Source organism: Roseateles sp. P5_B10, from assembly GCF_056400485.1.
This window is the reverse complement of record NZ_JBFULE010001494.1, coordinates 1-679: the sequence shown is the minus strand read 5'-3', so window position 1 is coordinate 679 and position 679 is coordinate 1. Positions and strand designations below refer to the sequence as shown.

Below are 679 nucleotides of genomic sequence, written 5' to 3'. Positions count from 1 at the left end.
CATTGTGGCGGCCTACGTTCAAGGCCATGGTGACGATGTTGCGCTGCTGCTACAGGGGGGCGGGCCGCATAGAATTCGCGCCTTTCACCTACCTCTGAGGACGCCGCGGCCGTGTAGCGCGTGCGTCATCCTGCCGCATGACCCAGTTCGCCAAGGAAACCCTCCCGATCAGCCTCGAGGAGGAGATGCGCCGCTCCTATCTCGACTACGCGATGAGCGTGATCGTGGGACGCGCCCTGCCCGATGCGCGTGACGGCCTGAAGCCGGTGCACCGTCGCGTGCTGTACGCGATGAACGAGATGGGCAACACCTACAACGCCAAGTACCGCAAGAGTGCGCAGGCGGTGGGCGAGACCATGGGCAAATACCACCCGCACGGCGACTCGGCCATTTACGACACCATCGTCCGCATGGCGCAGCCATTCAGCCTGCGCCACATGCTGATCGATGGTCAAGGCAACTTCGGCTCGATCGACGGAGATAACGCCGCTGCAATGCGATACACCGAGATTCGTCTCGACAAAATCGCTCACGAAATGTTGGCTGACATCGACAAGGAAACCGTCGATTTCGGACCCAACTATGACGGCAGCCATAAGGAACCCCTGGTACTGCCGACCCGTTTGCCGAATCTTCTGGTGAATGGCGCTTCGGGTATTGCCGTGGGTATGGCCACGAA

At 60.7% G+C, this 679-nt stretch carries 1 protein-coding gene; it reads left to right on the top strand.

The features are described from left to right. Nucleotides 1-137: 137 nt before the first annotated feature. The coding region (locus AC1DU6_RS34190) for a DNA gyrase subunit A (protein WP_477862881.1) at nt 138-679 on the top strand (542 nt) is incomplete at its 3' end.